The organism is Pseudomonas sp. GM50 (assembly GCF_000282375.1).
Classification (GTDB): Bacteria; Pseudomonadota; Gammaproteobacteria; order Pseudomonadales; family Pseudomonadaceae; genus Aquipseudomonas.
In genome coordinates this window covers 1-13791 of the sequence record NZ_AKJK01000023.1, presented here as the reverse complement: position 1 = coordinate 13791, position 13791 = coordinate 1, and the positions used below count along the sequence as shown (strand labels likewise).

At 57.6% G+C, this 13791-nt stretch carries 17 protein-coding genes; 1 reads left to right on the top strand and 16 read right to left on the bottom strand.

The annotated features are described in order from the left end of the window. The 14 genes from PMI30_RS30310 to PMI30_RS24505 form a co-directional block, all read right to left on the bottom strand. A partial coding sequence (locus tag PMI30_RS30310; RefSeq protein ID WP_008072424.1) for a YbgF trimerization domain-containing protein occupies positions 1 to 430 on the bottom strand: 430 nt, incomplete at its 3' end. A gap of 6 nt (positions 431 to 436) precedes the next feature. Further along, complete coding sequence (pal, locus tag PMI30_RS24450; RefSeq protein WP_003178634.1) at positions 437 to 934, bottom strand: peptidoglycan-associated lipoprotein Pal; 498 nt, start codon at positions 932 to 934, stop codon at positions 437 to 439. Between the two features lie 52 nt (positions 935 to 986). Next, positions 987 to 2288: a Tol-Pal system beta propeller repeat protein TolB gene (gene tolB, locus PMI30_RS24455; protein ID WP_007897027.1), complete on the bottom strand. Its 1302-nt coding sequence runs from the start codon at positions 2286 to 2288 to the stop codon at positions 987 to 989. Next, positions 2285 to 3364 (bottom strand): cell envelope integrity protein TolA, encoded by a 1080-nt coding sequence (gene tolA, locus PMI30_RS24460; RefSeq protein WP_007897028.1) that lies wholly within the window; start codon positions 3362 to 3364, stop codon positions 2285 to 2287. The genes tolB and tolA overlap by 4 nt, the downstream gene beginning before the upstream one ends. After that, positions 3364 to 3816, bottom strand: coding sequence for a protein TolR (tolR, locus tag PMI30_RS24465; RefSeq protein WP_162130599.1), 453 nt, complete (start codon positions 3814 to 3816; stop codon positions 3364 to 3366). The genes tolA and tolR overlap by 1 nt, the downstream gene beginning before the upstream one ends. Before the next feature lie 23 nt (positions 3817 to 3839). Further along, positions 3840 to 4535, bottom strand: a complete 696-nt coding sequence (tolQ, locus tag PMI30_RS24470) for a protein TolQ (RefSeq protein WP_007897030.1) — start codon at positions 4533 to 4535, stop codon at positions 3840 to 3842. Continuing rightward, positions 4525 to 4992, bottom strand: a complete 468-nt coding sequence (ybgC, locus tag PMI30_RS24475; protein ID WP_007933231.1) for a tol-pal system-associated acyl-CoA thioesterase — start codon at positions 4990 to 4992, stop codon at positions 4525 to 4527. The genes tolQ and ybgC overlap by 11 nt, the downstream gene beginning before the upstream one ends. 127 nt (positions 4993 to 5119) lie before the next feature. Then, complete coding sequence (gene ruvB, locus PMI30_RS24480; protein ID WP_008006678.1) at positions 5120 to 6181, bottom strand: Holliday junction branch migration DNA helicase RuvB; 1062 nt, start codon at positions 6179 to 6181, stop codon at positions 5120 to 5122. Continuing rightward, a complete protein-coding gene (gene ruvA / locus PMI30_RS24485; RefSeq protein WP_007897033.1) occupies positions 6182 to 6799 on the bottom strand; it encodes a Holliday junction branch migration protein RuvA in 618 nt (205 codons plus the stop codon). It lies immediately after the preceding gene. 114 nt (positions 6800 to 6913) lie between these two features. Beyond that, positions 6914 to 7438 (bottom strand): crossover junction endodeoxyribonuclease RuvC, encoded by a 525-nt coding sequence (ruvC, locus tag PMI30_RS24490; protein WP_007897036.1) that lies wholly within the window; start codon positions 7436 to 7438, stop codon positions 6914 to 6916. Positions 7439 to 7596: 158 nt separating this feature from the next. Next, positions 7597 to 8343: a YebC/PmpR family DNA-binding transcriptional regulator gene (locus PMI30_RS24495; RefSeq protein ID WP_008006675.1), complete on the bottom strand. Its 747-nt coding sequence runs from the start codon at positions 8341 to 8343 to the stop codon at positions 7597 to 7599. 123 nt (positions 8344 to 8466) lie between these two features. After that, a complete protein-coding gene (gene aspS / locus PMI30_RS24500; protein ID WP_008006672.1) occupies positions 8467 to 10242 on the bottom strand; it encodes an aspartate--tRNA ligase in 1776 nt (591 codons plus the stop codon). Positions 10243 to 10364: 122 nt separating this feature from the next. Continuing rightward, positions 10365 to 10586, bottom strand: a complete 222-nt coding sequence (locus tag PMI30_RS0129455) for an FmdB family zinc ribbon protein (protein WP_010457489.1) — start codon at positions 10584 to 10586, stop codon at positions 10365 to 10367. Positions 10587 to 10723: 137 nt separating this feature from the next. After that, entirely contained in the window at positions 10724 to 11062 is a 339-nt protein-coding gene (locus PMI30_RS24505) for a ribbon-helix-helix domain-containing protein (RefSeq protein ID WP_007897043.1), read from the bottom strand. Positions 11063 to 11526: 464 nt separating this feature from the next. Here PMI30_RS24505 and PMI30_RS31890 point away from each other — a divergent pair, with 464 nt between their 5' ends. Then, positions 11527 to 12129 carry a cold-shock protein gene (locus tag PMI30_RS31890; protein WP_008006667.1) on the top strand — a complete coding sequence of 201 codons (603 nt, stop codon included), beginning with the start codon at positions 11527 to 11529 and terminating at the stop codon, positions 12127 to 12129. 76 nt (positions 12130 to 12205) lie between these two features. On the opposite strand, the gene PMI30_RS24515 is transcribed toward PMI30_RS31890, so the two are convergent. Both PMI30_RS24515 and PMI30_RS0129450 read right to left on the bottom strand, forming a co-directional pair. Continuing rightward, positions 12206 to 12412 (bottom strand): SlyX family protein, encoded by a 207-nt coding sequence (locus tag PMI30_RS24515; RefSeq protein ID WP_008006666.1) that lies wholly within the window; start codon positions 12410 to 12412, stop codon positions 12206 to 12208. A gap of 3 nt (positions 12413 to 12415) precedes the next feature. Next, positions 12416 to 12841, bottom strand: coding sequence for an HIT family protein (locus tag PMI30_RS0129450; protein ID WP_032830486.1), 426 nt, complete (start codon positions 12839 to 12841; stop codon positions 12416 to 12418). Between the last annotated feature and the right edge of the window lie 950 nt (positions 12842 to 13791).

Genomic DNA, 13791 nt, shown 5'->3' with positions numbered 1-13791 from the left:
CGCCTGCCGCTCCCGCACCTGCGCCGGCTGCTGCACCGGGGGCATTCAAATTGCCACCGGTGGAAGAATTATCAGGAGTCGCGGCTGGTGCTACGCCGGTTCCTATGCGCCGATCAAGATCCTGATATCGCTCCAGGTTCTCTTGCTTCATGCGCGCTACATCATTTTGCAGAACTTCGATCACACCCTGTTGGCGTGAGATCTGCTCCTGCATCGATTGCAGTTGGTTGAACAGCTCGCCCTGTGCCGAGACAGGGGCCGAAACCCCTCCCCCGGCATAGGCGCCGTTCGTACCGTAACCCGCAGGCGGATAACTACTCCCGCTATTGTTATAGCCGGAGTTGTCCTCGACCACAGGAACCGCAGCCCACACCGCAAGCGGTGCGAGGCTGAGAGCCAAAACAGTTACAGCACGACGGCACGTTCGCATGACGAATTACTTACGCAGTTCGACGCGACGGTTTTGAGCCCAGGACTGCTCGTCGTTGCCGGTAGCAACTGGACGCTCTTCGCCGTAGGAAACCAGTTCCAGCTGAGCTGGGGAAACACCTTGCAGTACCAGGTAGCGCTGAACGGCTTTCGCACGACGCTCGCCCAGTGCCATGTTGTACTCACGAGTACCACGTTCGTCGGTGTTGCCTTCCAGAACAACGCGAGCGCCGTTTGCTTTCAGGTCTTTGGCGTGAACGTCCAGAGCGCGCATGGCTTCTGGCTTCAGGTCCGAGCTGTCGTATTCGAAGTAGAAGGTGGTGATTGCGCGCAGAGCAGCTTCTTCGCTCAGGGAACCATCAACGGCACCAGTGTTTGCGCCGTAACCAGCGTTTGGATCAACAGCGCCTTCACCGGCATTGTCGCCGCCTTTGGACGAGCAACCTACAGCTACAGCCATGGCCAGAGCCAGCGCAGCAAATTTACCAAACTTCAGCATTTCCATCGTGAAACTCCTAATGAACCCCAGTGTGTTAAGTACAACGTGTAGCGCCGCGTCAGTTCAGGTAAGGGGACCAGGACGGTTCTCTGACTTCGCCTTGTGCGGTAGGAAGCGGGAGCCTCACGCGTCCATTAATGGACACGAGCATCAAGACTCCCCGGCCCTGCTGGCGGGTGGCGTAGATTACCATGGTGCCGTTGGGCGCAACAGTAGGCGACTCGTCCAGAGTGCTATCAGTGAGGATCTTTACACTACCTCGCTGCAAATCCTGGGCTGCCACCTTGAAATTAGTGAAGCCTTCCTGACGATGGATCATCACCAGGGTCTTTTCATCGGCCGACAGTTTAGGGTTGGCGTTGTAGTTACCGATGAAGGTCACACGCTCCGCACCACCACCGCCTGCGCTGGTTTTGTAGATCTGCGGCTTGCCGCCACGGTCGGAGGTGAAATAGATGGTCGAACCATCTTTACCCCAGAACGGTTCGGTGTTGATGCCCTGACCGTTGGTGACGCGACTGATCTGACGCGAACCCAGGTTCATCACATAAATGTCCGGGTTGCCGTCTTTCGACAGTACAAACGCCAGGCGCTGACCATCCGGCGACCATGCTGGCGCACCATTCAGGCCTTCGAAGTTGGTGATCTGCTCGCGGCGACCGGTGTCGATGTTCTGCATGAAGATGCGCGGACGCTTCTGCTCGAACGACACGTAGGCAATGCGTTTGCCATCCGGTGCAAAACGCGGCGACAGGATCGGCTCGCGCGATTGCAGCAGGGTCACGGCACGGGCACCGTCATAGTCCGAACGTTGCAGCGTGTAGCGAGTGTTCTTCTCGGAGAACCGCTCGGCCGTCACGTACAGCAGACGAGTCGAGAACGCACCTTTGATACCGGTGAGTTTTTCGAACGACTGGTCGGAGATGTAGTGCGCCATGTCGCGCAGTTGATCGACGCCGCCCGACACGCTGCCGGTCAGCACTTGCTGCTCGGTGGCGACGTTGAACAGTGCGTATTGAACCTGCAGGCGACCGCCCGCTGGAACAATGCTGCCGACCATGACGTACTGGGCACCCAGCGCCTTGAAGTCACGGAAGATGATTTCGCTGGCCTGGCTTGGCTGGCTGATCATGTTCTGTTTTGGAATCGGCGAGTAGTAACCCGAGTTGCGCAGGTCGTTACCGATGATTTCGGCCATGTCGTCCGGCAGCACGCTGCCGCCTTGGTTGCCGAACGGAACGACTGCAATCGGAGTGGCCCGATCACTGCCACTGGTGACCAGAATGTTTTTTTCATCGGCTGCCGCTATCCCTGCCAGGCAGCAGATAACGACAAGCATTCCTCGAAGAAGGTTTCTCACAAGGCTAGATCCTCAGGTGTGAATGTCATCTTGAATGAACGATACGGAGCGAAATCGCTCGGCTTCATTCCTTGCATTTCTGTCAAACGTCCAATGTTCTTGACTGCTGCTACAGCGGAAGCGTCAAACGGACCATCGCCGCTGGACTTGGCCACGCCAACCGAAGTCACCGTACCGTCCGGCAACATGCCGATTTGCAACACGACCGTCATGCCTTTGCGGGCCGAAGGTGGACGAGCCCAGCCTTCCGCTGCACGAGCACGAATCAGATCATCGAAACTGCCCGCGACTTCGTCACCCTGCTCATCGGCCAAGGCCTGCTGACGCTGCGGCGTGTCGGAAAGCAAATCTGCCAGGGCCTGAGCCTTTTTCTCTTCGGCGGATTTACGCGACGCTTCCTGCGATTTTTTCTTCGCGGCATCGGCAGCAGCTTTCTTCTTCGCGTCTTCGGCGACTTTTTTCTTCGCCTCTTCAGCTTCAGATTTCTTCTTGGCGTCTTCGGCGGCTTTCTTCTTCGCGTCTTCGACGATCTTTTTCTTCGCTTCTTCAGCGGCCGCTTTCTTGGCCTCTTCTTCAGCAGCTTTCTTGGCTTCTTCTTCAGATTTCTTCTTGGCTATATCAGCCAATTGTTTCTCTTCGGCCTTTTTGGCTTCGGCGGTCTTCTTGGCTTCATCGGCTTTCTTGGCTTCATCAGCCTTTTTTGCCTCTTCCGCTTTCTTCGTCTCGTCGGCCTTCTTGGATTCTTCGGCTTTTTGAGCCGCATCTTCCTTCTTTTGTTCCGCGGCCTTGATCGCTTCCTGTTCGATCTTTTTCTGTTCCATCTGTTCGACTTCGGTCTGGCGCGCAGCAGATTTCTGCGCTTCACCCGCAATCTTCTGATTGGTCTGGGTGGTCGCCCGACTTTTCGATTTCAACTGGTACAGGGTCGCCTGGACGATCGGCTTGGCCGGCGGCAGCTCCGGTGTGAAGGCGAAACTGACGAACAGCATGCCGAACACCAGCACGTGCAAGACAATCGCCCAGACACTAGGCCAGAAGTAGCTTTCCGAGGCGGACGGCTCTCGCATTTGCTGCATCAGGGTGCCTCGGTAATCAAGCCAACATTACCGACCCCGGCTTTCTGCAACCCGCCCATCGCGCCCATGACGGAGCCGTAATCGACAGTCTTGTCGCCGCGAATGAATACTTGGGTACGCTTGCCGCCTTCAGTACCGGCGCGAATGATCTTGGTCACCGCGTCGGTCATTTGCGGCAAGGTCATGGCCTTGTCCTGCTGCTTATCGGTGTCGACTTCGCTGCCAAGGTTCCAGTAGTAGGTCTTGTCAGACTTGATCGAAATGGTCAGGACCTGAGTGTTGTTGTCCTGCGGCAAGGCTTCGCTGGAAACCTTGGGCAGATCAACTTTCACGCCCTGATTGAGCATCGGCGCGGTCACCATGAAGATGACCAGCAGTACCAGCATCACGTCGATGTAAGGCACCACGTTCATCTCGGCAACCGGCTTGCGCTTTTTGCGAGCTCGAGCGATTAAAGCCATTGGAAATTACCTGCTTATTCTTCGCTGGTGTGCACTTTGCGGTGCAGGATCGCCTGGAATTCGTCGGCGAAGGTGTAGTAACGGCCCAGCAGGGTTTCGCTGCGAGCAGCAAAACGGTTGTACGCGATAACGGCCGGGATGGCGGCGAACAGACCGATCGCGGTAGCAATCAGTGCTTCGGCAATACCAGGGGCCACAGTGGCCAGAGTCGCTTGCTGGGCAGTTGCCAGACCACGGAAGGAGTTCATGATGCCCCAGACCGTACCGAACAGACCGATGTACGGGCTGACGGAACCGACGGTGGCGAGGAACGGCAGGCTCTGCTCGAGCTTTTCTTCTTCGCGGGAGATGGCCACGCGCATGGCACGGGCCACACCTTCCATGACCGCTTCCGGGTCAACGCCTGACTGCTGACGCAGACGGGAGAATTCCTTGAAGCCGGCACGGAAGATCTGCTCGACGCCCGAATCCGGATCAGGGTTGCTGCCGGCCTGACGGTAGAGTTTGGACAGGTCGATACCCGACCAGAAGCGCTCTTCAAAGCTCTCCAGGGCGCGTCGACCGGCACGCAGCAAGTTGCTGCGCTGAAAGATCATGATCCATGAGGTCACCGATGCGGCTACCAGGATCAGCATTACCAGTTGCACCACGATACTGGCATTGCTGACCAGGCTCCACATGGAGGAATGGTCGACGACGTTAGCTTCCACGCTTTATCTCCTGCTTTGAGTGTGTACCCGCGCCGCTCACGTCGGCAAAGGCCGCACGTAGAGCTTCGGGAATGGCCCGGGGTTTTAAACTGTTAGTGCGCACACAGGCCACCAGAAACTGCCCTTCGCAGAGCAGCACATTATCCGTAGCCCGCCTGACCTGCTGTTTGAAGCGCAGGCTGACCCGGTTCAATTCAATTACTTCAGCGCTTACCAGCAGTTCGTCGTCCAGTCGCGCCGGCGCGTGGTAACGCGCTTCGCTGGAATGCACGACGAACAACAGGTCCTCCCCTGCCAGCGCCGACTGGGCAAAGCCCAGCTCCCGGAGCCGCTCGGTTCGAGCCCGTTCCATAAACTTGAGGTAATTGACGTAATACACGATGCCGCCCGCATCGGTGTCCTCGTAATAAACGCGACAACGATGTGCGAACGGCTCAAGCCCGTTTTGCGCGCGCATACTCTAGTGCTTACTCCTCAGGTTGCCAATCCGGCCAGGCAACTGTTTTTCATTGATTCGCGGCTTTCTGGCGAAAGTACGGTCCTGGGACAGCACAAACCCCGAATAAATCAGCGCGCAAAGGTTACTAATCGTCCACGGCATCGAGGAACTCGTCTACCACGGGCATCTCGCCTAATCGTGACGGGATGTTTAAACCGAAGTGCAGGTACGCATGTCGAGTGACCACCCGCCCCCGCGGAGTGCGCATGATATAGCCCTGCTGGATCAAATACGGCTCCAGCACGTCTTCAATGGTGTGGCGTTCTTCGCTGATCGCCGCCGCCAGACTGTCCACCCCCACCGGCCCACCGTCGAACTTCTCGATCATGGTCAGCAGCAGGCGTCGGTCCTGATGGTCGAAACCACGCTCGTCGACATCCAGCAGGTTCAGCGCCAGGTCGGCGATCGGCTTGGTAATGTGGCCCTTGGCGCGGACCTCGGCGAAATCCCGGACCCGACGCAGCAAGCGGTTGGCGATCCGCGGCGTGCCACGGGCACGGCGGGCGATTTCGAAGGCGCCTTCCGGGTCCAGCGGCAAACCGAGAATGTTCGCCGAACGGCTGACAATCGTCGCCAGGTCAGCAGTGTTGTAGAACTCCAGGCGCTGAACAATCCCGAAACGGTCGCGCAATGGGTTGGTCAGCATACCGGCCCGAGTGGTTGCACCGACCAGGGTGAACGGCGGCAGATCGAGTTTGATCGAGCGCGCGGCCGGCCCTTCGCCGATCATGATGTCGAGCTGGAAATCTTCCATGGCCGGGTACAGGACTTCTTCGACGATCGGCGACAACCGATGGATCTCGTCGATGAACAGCACGTCATGGGGTTCAAGGTTGGTCAGCAACGCCGCCAGATCACCCGGACGCTCGAGGACCGGCCCCGAGGTGCTTTTGATCGACACGCCCATTTCCTGGGCAATGATGTTGGCCAGGGTGGTTTTACCCAAGCCCGGCGGGCCGAAAATCAGGGTGTGATCCAGGGACTCATTGCGCCCGCGCGCGGCCTGGATAAACAACTCCATTTGTTCGCGAACGGTCGGCTGGCCAATGTATTCGGCCAGGCTGACGGGACGAATCGCCCGGTCCTGGACTTCCTCGCGGTCACGGGGACCACCCGTGGCGGCGATCAGACGATCAGCTTCAATCACTTAGATCATTCCCTTAAGGGCACGACGAATCATGTCTTCACTGCTCAAACCTTTCTCCTTGATCGCGGAAATCGCCTTGCTGGCCTCCTGCGGCTTGTAGCCCAGGGAAATCAGCGCGCTGACCGCGTCATTTTCGGCGGTGGCGACCGGTGCAGGCGCATCTGGCCCACCCGGCTGGTTTGGCACCAACGCGAACATCGCCGGCACGGTTTCCCACGCCTTGAAGCGATCCTTGAGTTCCACCAGCAAACGCTCGGCGGTCTTCTTGCCCACGCCCGGCACCTTGGTCAGCGCTGAAGTGTCTTGGGACTGCACGCAACGCACCAGCTCGTCGACCTCCAGGCTCGACATCAAGGCCAGCGCCAGTTTCGGCCCCACACCATTGAGACGGATCAGCTCGCGAAAAAAGTCTCGCTCGCGCTTGCCAAAGAAGCCATAGAGTAACTGCGCGTCTTCGCGTACGACCAAATGGGTGTGCAAGGTCAGCGGTTCACCGACCGACGGCAAGCGATAAAGCGTGGTCATGGGTACTTCCAGCTCATACCCCAGACCGTTTACATCCAGAATCAGGTGCGGCGGCTGTTTCTCAGCCAAAGTGCCGCGCAAGCGTCCAATCACGTTTCAGATCCTTGAGCCTTGGCCAGATCAGTGCTGGCGACTGACAGAACAAGGGTTTTGCGCCGACAACACAGGCGCAAAACCCTCATTCCATAAAAATGATTGCTGATGCTATCAGAGACGCAGGCGCCCGCCACGACTGCGTGCTGTGCCCAGACCATGAGGCAACAGGCTGGAACGGGTGTGAGCGTGGCAAATCGCGATGGCCAGGGCATCCGAAGCATCGATTTGCGGCTTGCTGGTCAATTTCAGCATGTGCATGACCATCATTTGCACTTGTTCCTTGTTCGCCCCGCCAGTGCCGGTCACCGCTTGTTTGACCTGGGTCGCGGTGTATTCGGCGATTTCCAGGCTTTCCTCGGCACCGGCCACGATGGCTGCGCCGCGGGCCTGACCGAGTTTGAGGGCGGAGTCGGCATTGCGCGCCATGAAGACCTTTTCGATGCCCATGGTCACCGGGCCGTAGGTCTGGATCACTTCACGCACGCCCCGATAGACGATTTGCAGGCGCTCGTGCAACTCGCCGGAGCCCGTGCGAATGCACCCCGACGCCACGTACACGCAGCCACGCCCGGTATCACGTACCACGCCATAACCGGTGATACGCGAACCGGGGTCGATTCCAAGAATTAAAGTCATAACGCCTGCGGGTTAGGTAAGAGCACGATATTCAATACAGCGAATAACAAATGTGGGAGCTGGCTTGCCTGCGATGGCGTAGGCACATCAAACAATGATGTAGCCTGACACGCCGCCATCGCAGGCAAGCCAGCTCCCACACTGAATCTTAGTCGCCCTTATCCGAGCTGTGCGGCCACCGACTCTGGAATGTCGGCGTTGGAATACACGTTTTGCACGTCATCCAGGTCTTCAAGCATGTCGATCAGCTTCAGAACCTTCTCGGCGCCTTCCAGGTCCAGTTCGGCACTAGTGGTCGGCAGCATGACGATTTCCGCGTCATCGCCCTTGAAGCCTGCGGCCTCCAAAGCGTTGCGCACGGAATAGAAGCCGGCGAACGAGGTGAACACGTCGATCGAACCGTCTTCGTGGGTCACCACGTCATCGGCGTCGGCCTCCATGGCAGCTTCCATCAGCCCATCCTCATCCACGCCTGGCGCGAAGGAAATCTGCCCCTTGCGCTCGAACAGGTAGGCCACCGAACCGTCGGTGCCGAGGTTGCCGCCGCACTTGCTGAACGCATGGCGGACAGCCGCTGCGGTGCGGTTGCGGTTGTCGGTCATGCATTCGACCATCACCGCCACACCGCCCGGGCCGTAACCTTCGTAGGTCAGCTCGACCATGTCATCGGTATCGGCGGCGCCGGCACCGCGAGCAACCGCGCGATCGATGATGTCGCGGCTCATGTTCGCACCCAGCGCTTTATCCAGCGCAAGTCGCAAACGCGGGTTGGAGCCCGGATCACCGCCACCCTGACGAGCAGCAACCGTCAGTTCACGAATCCACTTGGTGAAAATCTTGCCCTTCTTGGCATCCTGACGTTCTTTGCGGTGCTTGATGTTCGCCCACTTGGAATGACCCGCCATAACTCGCTCCGAATTATCTTTGAAACATTGCCCGCCACGCCATGATGCGCCGGCCAGCAAATAAAAATCTCGACCATTGTATAAAGAAAGGGCGCATCCGAAGATGCGCCCTTCTGGTCAGCCTTACTCAGCTTTAGGCGTTTCGCGCAGACGAATGTGCAGTTCGCGCAATGCCTTGGCATCCACCAGCCCCGGTGCCTGAGTCATGACGCAGGCAGCGCTCTGGGTTTTCGGGAAGGCGATCACTTCACGGATCGACTGGGCGCCGGTCATCAGCATCACCAGACGGTCCAGACCGAAGGCCAGGCCACCGTGCGGCGGCGCGCCGTATTTCAGGGCGTCGAGCAGGAAGCCGAACTTCTCTTCCTGTTCCGCTTCACTGATACCCAGCAGACGGAACACCGACTGTTGCATTTCCTTGCGGTGGATACGGATCGAACCGCCACCCAGCTCGGTGCCGTTCAGGACCATGTCGTAGGCACGGGACAGCGCGGTTGCCGGGTTGGCTTCCAGTTCTTGCGGCGTGCACTTCGGCGCGGTGAACGGGTGGTGCAACGCGGTGAAGCTGCCGTCGTCGTTCTCTTCGAACATCGGGAAGTCGACGACCCACATCGGTGCCCACTCGCAGGTCAGCAGGCTCAGATCGTGACCAACCTTGATCCGCAGCGCGCCCAGGGCTTCGCTGACGATCTTCGATTTATCAGCGCCGAAGAACACGATGTCGCCATCAACAGCGCCAACGCGATCAAGGATCACATTGAGGTTGGCTTCAGGGATGTTCTTGACGATTGGCGATTGCAGACCTTCGACGCCTTTGGCGCGCTCGTTGACCTTGATGTACGCCAGGCCCTTGGCACCGTAGATGCCGACGAACTTGGTGTAGTCGTCGATCTTGCTGCGCGGCATGCTTGCCGCGCCTGGAACGCGCAGAGCGGCAACGCGGCATTTCGGATCGTTGGCAGGGCCGCTGAACACCTTGAAGTCGACTTCTTTCAGTTGATCGGCAACGTCAACCAGTTCCAGCGGGTTACGCAGGTCCGGCTTGTCGGAACCGTAACGACGCATGGCCTCTTCGAAGGTCATGTGCGGGAAGTCACCGAACTCCAGGTCCAGCACTTCCTTGAACAGGTTGCGGATCATTTGTTCGGTGATGCCCATGATCTCTTTTTCATCGAGGAAGCTGGTCTCGATGTCGATCTGGGTGAATTCCGGCTGACGGTCGGCGCGCAGATCTTCGTCGCGGAAGCACTTGGCGATCTGGTAGTAACGGTCGAAGCCGGCAACCATCAGCAGCTGCTTGAACAGCTGTGGCGATTGCGGCAAGGCGAAGAAGGAACCGGCGTGAGTACGGCTCGGCACCAGATAGTCGCGCGCGCCTTCCGGAGTCGCACGGGTCAGGATCGGCGTCTCGACATCAAGGAAGCCGTTCTCGTCCAGGAAGCGACGGATGCTGGTGGTCATGCGCGAACGCAGACGCAGCTTCTCGAGCATTTCCGGGCGACGCAGGTCGAGGAAGCGATAACGCAGGCGGGTTTCTTCGCCGACGTCGGAGAACTCGTTGAGCGGGAACGGCGGGGTTTCCGCTTCGTTCAATACTTCCAGCTCATAGCCCAGCACTTCGATCATGCCCGACGCCATGTTGGCGTTGGTGGCACCGGCCGGACGCAGGCGAACCTTGCCGGTGATCTTGACCACGTATTCGCTGCGCACGCGATCGGCGGCGGCGAAGGATTCAGCGCGGTCCGGGTCGAACACCACCTGGGCCAGACCGTCACGATCACGGATATCGAGGAAAATCACCCCACCGTGGTCACGGCGACGGTGAACCCATCCGCAAAGGGTAATTTCCTGGCCTTCCAGGCTTTCGTTCAGTTGGCCGCAATAATGGCTGCGCATCATGGTCGTGGTTTCACTTCTCGTAATTCGAAATTCGGTTGGAGGTCTTGCCGCACCCCCACACCTAAACAAGGTGGCAGATGATGCAAGAGCTCGCGCGTGTCATTCAGCCCGGGCGCTAGACCCTAGTCAGCTTTGTCGCCACCGGCCAGATTTTTCTTGGAACCGGTCTTGAAGTCGGTTTCGTACCAGCCGGTGCCGCTGAGGCGGAAGCCCGGCATGGACAGCATCTTTTTAAGCTCTGGCGCCTGGCAGGCAGGGCAGTCGACCAGCGGTGCTGCGCTGATCTTTTGAATGGCTTCCAACTGATGACCACAGGAAGCACATTGATAGTCGTACATCGGCATGGGGGTTGTCTCGGCGATCAGATTGCTACCGCGCATGCTGGGCTTTGCGGCAAAGAGCGGGATTATATCCATTAAATGCAGCCTGTGCAGCCGTAAGACTGCACAGACCGACACTCGACCCGTTCAACCGCCAACGGCTAAGCCATGACGAGGCAACTTCCCTCCTTCAGGCTGTGCACGACACAGACAACCCGCACCAGCCCGGTGAAGTTCTTCACTCCGCCATGACGCAAATGCACTTCGCGATCCACGTGGGACAACAGCGCACTGACCGAGCAGCAATTGACCTTGGCCATATCACCCAAAATATCCCAATAGACCTGTTCAAGCCGCAAACAGGTCGCAAAGCCATTCAAACGCACTGACCGGGACAATGGCTGGGCCAGGCCCATATCGAATTCGCTGACTAATGAATCAATCCTCACGTCCTTGAGTGGACCGATCCTCCCCTCGCTTCGCCTGTCTTCATGAACCATACCGTTGACACTCCTTTGCCATCCTTGCTGCTTATAAGAGTCATATTCCGTTTCCTTATAAAAGCGCAGGCGCACAGGCATATCCAGATGACTTTATGACCATCAACGTAGGATAAGCCAACAACGGAGGGGAGATCATGGAGCACGTCCTAGGCCGGACGTTTTCCCACAAATACTGACGCAACATCACTCAATGAAAAGGCAAAAGATCCGAGGAACACTGCGCGCGAACAACACTCAGCAAGCGTCACTCGCACACCGGCCAGTGGAAAGCACCGCTGGACCGCCTGATTTGAGTAGCCGCGGGCTTTGCTGTTAAATAGGCAGTGTGTCGCTACCGCCTATTTTCCGGGGGTTGCGCATAGGCTGATACCGGGTACGTGTCCAACGCCTCTTATTGTTCTGAAGCGAACCGTGCTCCATCAGCTCTTCCTTGTGATCCGTCTTAACGTGAGTTAATCAAAATGTTGAAAATCGTCCACCTGCTAATGGGCGCAGCAGCCCTGCTGCTGTCCTTCATCCCTAGCCTGCGATCCGAAGCGCTACCTTACCTGCAACAACCCGATGCGCTGTACCTGGCCTTTTTCGGCCTGCTCAACCTCACCCTTGCACCTGTTATCCCTTACTGGAACAAAGGCCCGCGTCATCAACTGCAAAACCTGGTCAGCGCCTTGCTGGTTCTGGCTGTCGTGCTGCAAACCCTGACGCTGATCGCCCCGATGCCTGTCATCGCCGGTCAACCTGCCGTTCTGTTCAGCCTGGTCGTTGCCCTGATCGCCATTCTTTTGCACCTGGCCGTCAGCTTCTACAAATCTTCACCGGCCGCCGCCTCGCCAAGCTATGACATGAGCAACCGCGATACTGGCACCGTTAAATGGTTCAACACCTCCAAAGGCTTCGGCTTTATTTCCCGTGATTCCGGTGATGATATTTTCGTGCACTTCCGGGCAATTCGCGGTGAAGGCCACCGTGTGCTGGTCGAAGGCCAGCGCGTGGAGTTCTCTGTCATGAACCGTGACAAAGGCCTGCAAGCCGAAGATGTGATCGCCGCCCTGCCGCGTCGCTGATTCCAAGGCTAAAAAAAACCGCGAACAGCCCTGGCTGTTCGCGGTTTTTTTATGGCCTGCCCTTCACTAATGAGGCTCAGTAATGCGGCGGTGGCGCCTCTTCTTCGAAGGACTCGAACTGACCGGCCATTTCCTCTTGCCGCTTGAGCAATGCGGCCATTTGCAGTTGCAGGCGCTCCACTGCGCGTTGCTGCGTCGCCAGCACATCACTCAATGCCTGGATGGTGTCATCCTGAAACGCCAACTGGCTTTCCAGATCGGTAACGCGTGCTTCCAGGCTCATGACTCAACCCTCCAGAAACGTGAAGTCATCGGTCAACACCAGACGCAGCCGTTCGCGAATCGTCGCGATCTGCTCTGGACTGTAGGGTTTGGCCGGCTGCTTGCCCCAGACCGGAGCTGGCCAGGCGGCGTCCTCACGCTTGCGCACAATCACATGCATGTGCAACTGACTGACTACATTACCCAGGGCCGCGACGTTCAACTTGTCCGCATCGAACGAGTCCTTGAGCATTTCCGCCAGCGCGGTCGTTTCCTGCCACAGCTGCTGTTGATCTGCGACATCTAATTGAAATATCTCACTGATATCCTCGCGGCGTGGCACGAGGATGAACCATGGGTAGTTCGAATCATTGGACAACAGCAACCGACAGAGCGGGAAATCGCCGATCGGCAACGTGTCTTGTTGAAGTCGTGGATCTAAAGCGAACACAGCGTGCACTCCCCTCTGGTCATCTTTTTTCAGCTTAGCGCCCATACCAAAAGACGGCGGCACCAAGCGACAGGACGGCAGCATACCTGCGAATGCCACGCGCTTCACGACGAACTGCCGCCTGCAGCGTCCTCCGTGCGCCCCGACATGAGCCATTTTGATCCGGCATGCACCATGACAGAACCAGCCACCGCACAAAAAATGTCGAAATGACCAATAAACAACGGGCTGTTCGCTTCGAACACAAAGCGTCACTGTGTGAATTCGGTACAGCAATTGAAATTTTTTGCACCAAAACCGCACAACGCGTCTACGCTCAGTGCGTCAGCATCCGCTAACTACTCACTGGCGGGGTGAACCGGTAACGTTTTTGGTTGTCGCCCCCATCAGTTGGATGTGGTAAACACGATGCGAAGCATGGCGTCAAGCCCAAGTAAAACGAGCTCCAACCCCCCGGTTTTATGGGGTTTTTACAGCAGCAAGCAGGCCTTTGGAAAAAAACAGCAACAGAATTCCGATTTGTGCACGCTTGTTGCATTCACACCTATATCGTCTATAAGGCGTCCGCTGGAAGTGGAAGCCTTAAGGCCAATAAAAACAGTGGCAGGATTGCCCGATGGAGATTCAAGTGCAGGACCAGGGACTCTTTTTTACCGATGCTCAAGCCATGGAAAACAACGCTGAAGTTGTCAGTCCGATTGCGTCGGGATTGTGAATTTGCGACATCTACCCAGCCATTTGCGACAGGGTCGTAAAGAAGCTGAAAGGTTAGATGCGCAAGTATCGCCAACATGGTCGGCGTGATATAAGTTTGCGCCGACACAAAAAGAAAGAGCCGCCCGGATAATAAAACAGGCGGGACGGCAGTACTCTTCTAAAAACCAAAGGAGCAAATCACGATGCGCGTGATGAAGTGGAGCATGATCGCACTGGCAGGGGGGGGGGGGGGG

Bases quoted from the DNA above. Each gene is read 5' to 3' on its own strand.
- pal (WP_003178634.1), bottom strand. From the start codon at position 934: ATGGAAATGCTGAAGTTTGGTAAATTTGCTGCGCTGGCTCTGGCCATG.
- tolA (WP_007897028.1), bottom strand. From the start codon at position 3,364: ATGCAGCAAATGCGAGAGCCGTCCGCCTCGGAAAGCTACTTCTGGCCT.
- ybgC (WP_007933231.1), bottom strand. From the start codon at position 4,992: ATGCGCGCGCAAAACGGGCTTGAGCCGTTCGCACATCGTTGTCGCGTT.
- ruvC (WP_007897036.1), bottom strand. From the start codon at position 7,438: ATGACTTTAATTCTTGGAATCGACCCCGGTTCGCGTATCACCGGTTAT.
- PMI30_RS24495 (WP_008006675.1), bottom strand. From the start codon at position 8,343: ATGGCGGGTCATTCCAAGTGGGCGAACATCAAGCACCGCAAAGAACGT.
- aspS (WP_008006672.1), bottom strand. From the start codon at position 10,242: ATGATGCGCAGCCATTATTGCGGCCAACTGAACGAAAGCCTGGAAGGC.
- PMI30_RS0129455 (WP_010457489.1), bottom strand. From the start codon at position 10,586: ATGCCGATGTACGACTATCAATGTGCTTCCTGTGGTCATCAGTTGGAA.
- PMI30_RS24505 (WP_007897043.1), bottom strand. From the start codon at position 11,062: ATGGTTCATGAAGACAGGCGAAGCGAGGGGAGGATCGGTCCACTCAAG.
- PMI30_RS31890 (WP_008006667.1), top strand. From the start codon at position 11,527: ATGTTGAAAATCGTCCACCTGCTAATGGGCGCAGCAGCCCTGCTGCTG.
- PMI30_RS24515 (WP_008006666.1), bottom strand. From the start codon at position 12,412: ATGAGCCTGGAAGCACGCGTTACCGATCTGGAAAGCCAGTTGGCGTTT.